Annotated in this window: 4 protein-coding genes; 1 reads left to right on the top strand and 3 read right to left on the bottom strand. The window is 54.7% G+C overall.

The genetic code is table 11. The features are described 5' to 3' along the window. Positions 1 to 54: 54 nt before the first annotated feature. Positions 55 to 510 (top strand): DUF3368 domain-containing protein, encoded by a 456-nt coding sequence (locus tag BUE76_RS22960; protein ID WP_073038828.1) that lies wholly within the window; start codon positions 55 to 57, stop codon positions 508 to 510. Between the two features lie 144 nt (positions 511 to 654). Here the strand turns inward: BUE76_RS22960 and BUE76_RS22955 are convergent, their stop codons facing one another. From BUE76_RS22955 to BUE76_RS22945, 3 genes are all read right to left on the bottom strand, one after another. Continuing rightward, on the bottom strand, positions 655 to 3,063 hold the full coding sequence (locus BUE76_RS22955) for a glycoside hydrolase family 127 protein (RefSeq protein WP_073038826.1): 2,409 nt from the start codon (positions 3,061 to 3,063) through the stop codon (positions 655 to 657). 253 nt (positions 3,064 to 3,316) lie between these two features. Next, positions 3,317 to 5,479: a S9 family peptidase gene (locus BUE76_RS22950; RefSeq protein ID WP_073038824.1), complete on the bottom strand. Its 2,163-nt coding sequence runs from the start codon at positions 5,477 to 5,479 to the stop codon at positions 3,317 to 3,319. A 174-nt stretch (positions 5,480 to 5,653) separates the two neighbouring features. After that, positions 5,654 to 7,327 carry a M1 family metallopeptidase gene (locus BUE76_RS22945; RefSeq protein ID WP_073038822.1) on the bottom strand — a complete coding sequence of 558 codons (1,674 nt, stop codon included), beginning with the start codon at positions 7,325 to 7,327 and terminating at the stop codon, positions 5,654 to 5,656. Positions 7,328 to 7,389 lie beyond the last annotated feature (62 nt).

The following is a 7,389-nucleotide window of genomic DNA, read 5'->3' as shown; positions in this document are numbered from 1 at the left end:
ACAATGTATCCCTATTCAACTACGATGCACCGGAACTGGTAAATGACATCCGCAATGCCAGCAAGCATCATCTCTGATACCTCCTGCCTTAATTTGCTGGAGAAAATCGAAGCACTGGAACTGTTGCACCAGCTTTATGGGCAGGTACTTACAACCGAAAAGGTGGCCCTCGAATTAGGTGCGCCCCTACCCGGCTGGATCCGCATTCAAAATCCCACGGACTTCAAAAGCCTCCGGATATTGGAGGCTTCGCTGGACCATGGCGAAGCCAGTGCCATTGCGCTTGCCCTCGAGCAGGAAGATTGTCTACTAATCATTGATGAACTGAAAGGCCGCAAAATGGCGCAGCAACTGGGATTGGCAATAACCAGTACGCTTGGGGTGATTGCTGCAGCCAAGCTCCGCAGGCAGCTTTCTTCCGTAAAGCCACTCCTGGAGAAAATAAAAGAGACCAACTTCCGGATTAGTGAAGAACTGGAGCAAGCCATTTTGGCCCAGGTTGGCGAATAAGACCGGTCCATGCCTGGTTAGTACTCCCGGGGTTTCGCCACAGCACCCATGCACAAGGCCATCTGCGAAGACCCCGGGCGAACAGCGAAACCCAAATCGTAGTCCCGTTAAGTTGGTAGCACTTGATCAACCTAGTTGTTGGTACTACCTGTAAATACTTTCATTCTTCAACGGTGTTGTCAATCCACTTACATCCCCTTTCGCCATCCGCACCCCATACACCGGCCCGGCACTGTTATTGGCCTTGGGCACCAGCTTCACGGCTACGGTAGTTTTGTCCCTAGTGAGTGATGGCGGCAAGACATAACCAATATCATAAAACTTGCTGGTCTTGTATTTATTGAGGTCTTCGGTGGCTACCAGGCTGTCGTTGATATAGATATCGAAGATGCGGCCTCGGTTGTCCATACCCCAGTAGGTGCAGATCAGGGTATTGGGTTGTTGTGGGTCCACCTTCATGTTGAAGGCAATAAAGCCGCCTTCACCTGCAGCGCGCCACTTGCGGTTGTGTTCATCCCCGGTGGTGGTTTTTTCGGCCAGCAATTCGTGGTCGCGTTCGGGTTGCATCTCGCCAATGCGCAGCACATCCACGGTCTTATCTTCCAGTTCTTTTTGCTTGCGCTTTTGCGCCGCGTATACCTCTTGCTGGCTTTTCCATTCTTTGGGTGAGAACACATCCCAGTACACGGTATAGTACTCGTCTGCCGTCTGGTTGAAGGGGATCAGCTGTACCTGTTTGGGTATGGCATTGCCTGCGGTCTGAAAGGCCAGGGGGGCATTGCCTGCGGGTTGAAACCATCGGTTGGCATCGGCAGTGGGCGTTACCAGTACGGGTATATCCTGCGGTTCGGGTTCCTTGTTGCCCAGCACACCGGCCAGCAGCACGGGGCCATAGAATACGGCCTTGCGGTTGGCATTGTCTGGCATGGCCTGCGTGTAAAATTCGAGGGGCGTCACCAGTTCCACCTGATCGTTGTTGCGCCAGTTGCGGCTGATCACGAAATAACCTTCCCCATCAGCTTCAATGTTTTGCAGGGCACCATTGAGTTTTACCTGTGCGGCCTTTGCCCAGTGCGGTTTGCGGATGCGCAGCGCAAAAGGGGTGGTCTTGGGTGCAATGACCGTAAACGTGGTACTGCCGCTGCCGGGCAGGGAGGTTTCCTGTTTGATATTGATGCCCTGCTCGGTCCAGCGGAGCAGGGAAGGGATAAAGAGGTTGACATAAAGGCTGCCGTCGGCGCCGCGGTAATAGATGTTCTCGCCGTACTTCACGTGGTTTTCCATGCCGGTACCCACGCAGCAGGTAAAGGAGTTGAACTCGTCGCTGTACTCCTTGCGGCCGCCCATGCGCAGCGAAACAAAATAGGTGACCATGCCCGTTTGGTGGTGCTGCGAGGCGAGGATGTGGTTGTACAGGGCCCGCTCGTAATAGTCCATCAGCGCCGCCGAAGGATTGGCGGCAAAGAGGTGCCGCGTCAGCTTCAGCATATTGTAGGTATTGCAGGTTTCGGTGGTATTGTCGCTCAGCTTTTCGTTGAGCACATCGGAGTCGCCGAGGTATTCGTAGTTGCTGTTGCCACCGGTGGCGTAGGAGTGGTGGTTGACGATGGTTTCCCAGAAGAAATTAGCGATGGCTTCGTCCTTTTTGTCGCCATTGAGCTGGTAGCGGCGGGCACTGCCGATCACCTTCGGTATTTGGGTATTGGAATGTTTGCCTGGGAGGATATCCTTGCGGGCTGCCAGCGAGTCGAGGATCCTGCGGTCGTAGAATTTGTAGGATAGATCGAGGTATTTCTTTTTGCCGGTAAGCGCATAGGTATTCACCAGGGCATCATTCATGCCACCGTATTCGGTTAGCAGCATTTTCTGGATCAGCGAGTCGTCGAGGTTTTGGATCAGGTTGCCCGTCCAGTCGGCAATGCCGTTGTTTACCTGCAGTGCCTTGTGGTTGTTGGTATAGAGGTAGGCATCCAGCAGTCCGCCCATGATCTTGTGCACCGTGTACCAGGGCGACCAGGCGCCGTTAAGGTCGAAGCCGCGGGAGCGGATATTGCCTTTGGCCACTTCGGCCCACATGCTGTCTTCTTTGGGGATGGCGCCCACATAGCCCGTTTTGCGGGCCTGCTGGCAAGCCACCAGTTCGTCCACGATGTAATTGCTGCGTTTGAGAAATTCGGCATCTCCGGTGGCGGCATAGTGCAGGGCCAGCGCCGACAGGTAGTGGCCCAGGGTATGTCCCGCCAGCCCCGACGATTCCCAGCCGCCATAGCGCTCGCCTTTGGGCTGCAGCCCCGAGTGGGTGCGGAAGTCGGACAGCAGGCGGTCGGGTTCTATTTTGAGCAAGTAGCGCACATCGGCTTCCATGGCCTCGGTAAAGGCGCTGGGCAGGAGCTTTACCTGGCTCAGGTTAAAGGCATAAGCCTTCAGCGGCACCGAGGGTTGCACCTTCATCTTTTTGTCCTTCCATTCCGGTACATAGCTCTGGGCAGTTGCGTTGCCGGTGAACAGGGTGGTAAGGCCAAGGGCCAGGACGAGGATGGGATTGCATTTCATGCGGGAGCGATTATGGGGTATAAAGCTATGGGTGTGGGGTGGAAGGGGCTTGTCGGTATTTTGCAGATTTTTGCCTGATTTTGAGCAGAAGGGGTTTGAAACTTGGTCATGCCGACGCCGCGGCATCTCCTTATATGTACGAATACTCCGGGAGTGCAAGGAGATGCCGCGGCGTCGGCATGACAGATTCTGTTCTGCATTATAGACGCTGAAATCAGCAGGAAATGCTACTGCTGGAGTTACCCTTAGCCTTTTACCTGCCTCCTCCCGGGCAATGCGCCCTTAAATACGCCGAAAACAAATCCGCCAGGTGCTTGCTGGTGCCGGCGCCTTCGCGGATGGCATGGGTGCGGTTGGGATAACTCATTAGCTGGAACTGCTTGCCCTGTTTCACCAGTTCGTTGATCAGCATTTCGGTGCCCTGGTAGTGCACGTTGTCGTCGCCGGTGCCATGCACCACCAGGAGGTTGCCCCGCAGGTTTTTGGCGTGGGTGATGGGAGAGCCGTTGATAAAGTCCTCAAGGTTTTCCTGCGGCAGACCCATATAGCGTTCCTGGTAGATGTTGTCGTACAGCAACTGGTTGGGCACCGGTGCGATGGAGATACCGGTCTGGTAAATATCGGGGTACTGGAACAGGAGGTTGAGGGTGGTGGAACCGCCGCCGCTCCAGCCGTGCACGGCAATACGGGTACTGTCCACGAAGGGCCACTGGCGGATCTTCTTGGCCGCCATCGCCTGGTCGCGGATGTTCACGATGCCGATCTTGCGGTAGATGGCCTTGCGCCAGGCAGTGCCCTTGGGCTGCGGCGTGCCGCGGCCTTCCACGCTCATGTAGATATAGCCGTCGGCGGCCATATCGCCCACATAGAGGCCATTGCCACCCACACCGGCAGCATCTCGCACCGTGGTGCCCGCAGGCTCGGCATATACGCTGAAAACAACCGGGTATTTTTTTGTGCTGTCGAAGTTCTTTGGTTTTACCATCCAGCCGTCCATGGTAATGCCGTCTTCGGTGGTGATGGTAAACATTTCTACCCTTGGTGTATTGGCGGTGGGCCCCGATTGGGTATTTACTTTGAACGAACGGTGATCGGGCAGCTGCACCCACTCCGAAAGCCGTTCGCCAAGGTGGTTGGAAAAGTTGTGCATGGCGATGGTGCCATTGGGGCTCATGCTGTAGTTGTGTGTGCCCTTTTGCGCAGCGGGCGAAAGCTTTTCCAGGCTGCTGTTGCCATTGAGGGAACTGCGGTACAGGTACTGCTGCGTGGCATTGTCGGGCGAAGCCATGAAATACACATAACCGTTCCCTTCGTCGATGGCGTTGATGCTGATGATATCGTAGTTGCCTTTCGTAATGAGGGTTTCCTTGCCGTTGCGGTCGAGGAGGTAGATATGACGCCAGCCATCTTTTTCCGACACCCATAGGAAGTCCTTCCCGCCATGGAGCCATTCCCAGCCGGCAAAGTCATCACTCCAACGGGCCTTTACATCGATCCAGGCCTTGTCGGTTTCGGTGTAAATGTTGCGGGCGGCACCAGTAGCGGCGGTACAGAAAAAGATCTTCGCGGTATTCTGTTTGCGGTTCAGTTGCTCCAGCACCAGCTCGGTGCTGTTGGCCGCCCACTCCATGCGGGGGATATAGTGCTGGCGGGCATCGCCGGGCACCTGCATCCAGATGGTTTTTCCGGTGGCTACGTTCACCACGCCCACCTTGCAGGGCGAAGGATCCTGGCCCACCTTGGGATACTCCACCGGGATGGTAAAAGAGTACAGCGAATCGGTATTATTGATCATTAAAAAATTGCGGATCTGCCGGGCATCGATCTGCCAGTAGGCGATGCTTTTGCTGTCAGGGCTCCAGCGGAATCCGTCGCGGCAGTCGAACTCTTCTTCATAGGCCCAGTCGAAGGTGCCGTTGATCAGCCGGTTGGTACCATCCTTGGTGAGCTGGGTGATTTTACCGGTAGCCAGTTCTTCCACAAACAGGTTGTGCCCCGACACATAGGCCACGCGATTGCCATCGGGGGCAAACTTGGCAAACATCAGCGAGGACTCGGGCCGGCCCTTGCCCAGTTGTTTGAGCTTGCCAGAGGCGAGGTCGAGCAGCCAGTAATCACCGCGGGTATCATAGCGCCACACGCGTTGTGTATTGGTGTAAAGCAATACCTTCTTTCTATCATCGCTAAAGCTGAAGGAGCGGAGGTTGAGCGCCGCTTTGCCTGAGGGTTGCATCTTCGTAGAATCGGCAATGATGGTCTTGGTAAATGCGGGCAGCTGGTAGGATACGATGCCTTTGTCTTCTATTGCAAAATAGGACTTGCCGTCTTTGGCCCATACCATGCTGCGCGTGGATTGGGCATGGGTAAACTGGTATGCCGCGCAAAGGAGTAGCAGTAGGAGGCGGTAGGGTTTCATGTGGGGTTTTGGTGGGTTGATGCGTTAGTGGAACCACGGAGACAGAGCGACACGGAAGGTACACGGAGAATGTTTTATAGATTGAAATTGTCAAGGGTAAAATGCTTGTGCCAATTCATCTGTGCAACTCTGTGTCTTCCTGCCTCCGTGGTTCAAAAACCATTTGATCAATACTTACTTCAATGCTGTTTTGCCTTCAGCAGGCACTACATCGAGGTAGTACATTTGCTCGATGGCTGCCTTGGTAAATAATGCGGCTTCAGCACTTTTCAGGTCGGTGCTTTTCCAGGCGGTGCCGGGCAGGATGCGGATGGTTGCTTCCTTGCTTTGCAGCACCAATGGCAGGTTGAAACCCGCTACACAATTGGTATAGCGGTAGTGTACCTTCTTCCCTGCATCGCTCAGGTAGTATTCAAACTTTGGTATCTGCGTAGTGCGCAGGTACTGGTCGAACACTTTGTCATAATCAAAGCCGGCCTTTTTTGAAATATACTGTTCCACCTGTGCGCTGGTTACCGTCTGGTGGTAAAAATCCTTGTTGAGCTCGCGGAGGATGCTGCGGAACAGGGCGTCGTTGTTCAGGCTATGCCGGATGCTGTGGAGCAGGTTGCCGCCCTTGGGATACATGTCGCCGCTGCCCTGTGCATTGACGTTGTAGGCAGGTATGATGGGCGCATCATTGCGGATACCGCGGCGGGTGCCGGCATTGTATTCATTGCCTGCTTCCACGCCAAAGATGCGGTCCACAAACAGCGTTTCGCTGTAGTTGGTAAAGCCTTCGTGTACCCACATATCTGCCAGGTCCCTGGTGGTGATGTTATTGCCAAACCATTCGTGGCCGCTTTCGTGGATCACGATAAAATCCCATTTCATACCCCAGCCCGTACCCGAGCCGTCGCGGCCGCGGTAACCGGGTTTGTAGTGGTTGCCATAAGCCACGGCACTCTGGTGTTCCATGCCGGTGTGCGGTACATCTACCAGCTTATAGCTGTCTTCGTAAAAAGCGTAGGGGCCAAACCAGTATTCAAAAGCATTAAACATATTATGCACCTCGGTGGGCAGGTAGGCTTTTGCTTTATCCAGGTTGTAATCCAGCACCCAGTACGCCACATCCAGTTTGCCCTTTTCACCGGCATAGGTTTCTCCAAAGCTTACATACTTGCCGATATAGGGAATGATGTTGTAGTTGTTGATGGGGTTGGTCACTTCCCAGCGGTAGGAAGCCAAACCATTCGCCAGCTTTTGTTGTGCCTTCAGGCGGCCATTACCTACTGCCACCAGCGTATCGGGAACAATCATGGTGAGGGCGGCGCCCCTGTCGGGTTCGTCGCTTTGGTGGTCTTTGCAGGGATACCACACCGATGCGCCCAGCCCTTGGCAGGTGACGGTCATCCAGGGGCGTCCCAGCGAGTCGGTGGTAAAGGTCCAGCCGCCATCCCAGGGTGCTCGAACCGCTTCGCGGGGCTTGCCGGAGTAGTACACCATCAGTTCGTGCTCGCCCTTTTGCTGCGGGGTGTTTACCAGCCAGGCATTGCCGTCCTTACTGAAGGTGAGGGACTGTTTTTTGTTCCAAACGATGCTGTCGATGTGCAGGGATTCCTGCAGATCGAGTTGCATAGCGGTAGCTGGTGCCGCCGTGGTTTTGTACCGGATGCGGTTGCTGCCCTTAATCGTTTTTTGGGTGTAATCGGGTTGCACCGAAAGGTCGTAGTGCAGCACATCCCACCAGGCACGCTGGGGCGTGATGCTGCCGCGGAGGGTATCGGCACGGGTATAGGCTTTCTGCTGCGCTATGCCCGATGATGCTGTTAGGAGTAAGAGGCAGGTGATGATTGTGTTCCGCTTCATGTGGTTGCTCTATAGTGATCTACCTGGTTATTAAATAAGGTAATTTATTTTGTCGGCAGTAA

This window comes from Cnuella takakiae (genome assembly GCF_001953305.1).
Taxonomy (GTDB): Bacteria; Bacteroidota; Bacteroidia; order Chitinophagales; family Chitinophagaceae; genus Flavisolibacter; species Flavisolibacter takakiae.
The sequence above is the reverse complement of the archived record's forward strand: the minus strand, read 5'-3'. Positions and strand labels throughout refer to the sequence as shown.

Excerpts from the sequence above, each read along its gene's own strand:
- BUE76_RS22960 (WP_073038828.1), top strand. The coding sequence starts at position 55 with ATGCCAGCAAGCATCATCTCTGATACCTCCTGCCTTAATTTGCTGGAG.
- BUE76_RS22945 (WP_073038822.1), bottom strand. The coding sequence starts at position 7,327 with ATGAAGCGGAACACAATCATCACCTGCCTCTTACTCCTAACAGCATCA.
- BUE76_RS22955 (WP_073038826.1), bottom strand. The coding sequence starts at position 3,063 with ATGAAATGCAATCCCATCCTCGTCCTGGCCCTTGGCCTTACCACCCTG.
- BUE76_RS22950 (WP_073038824.1), bottom strand. The coding sequence starts at position 5,479 with ATGAAACCCTACCGCCTCCTACTGCTACTCCTTTGCGCGGCATACCAG.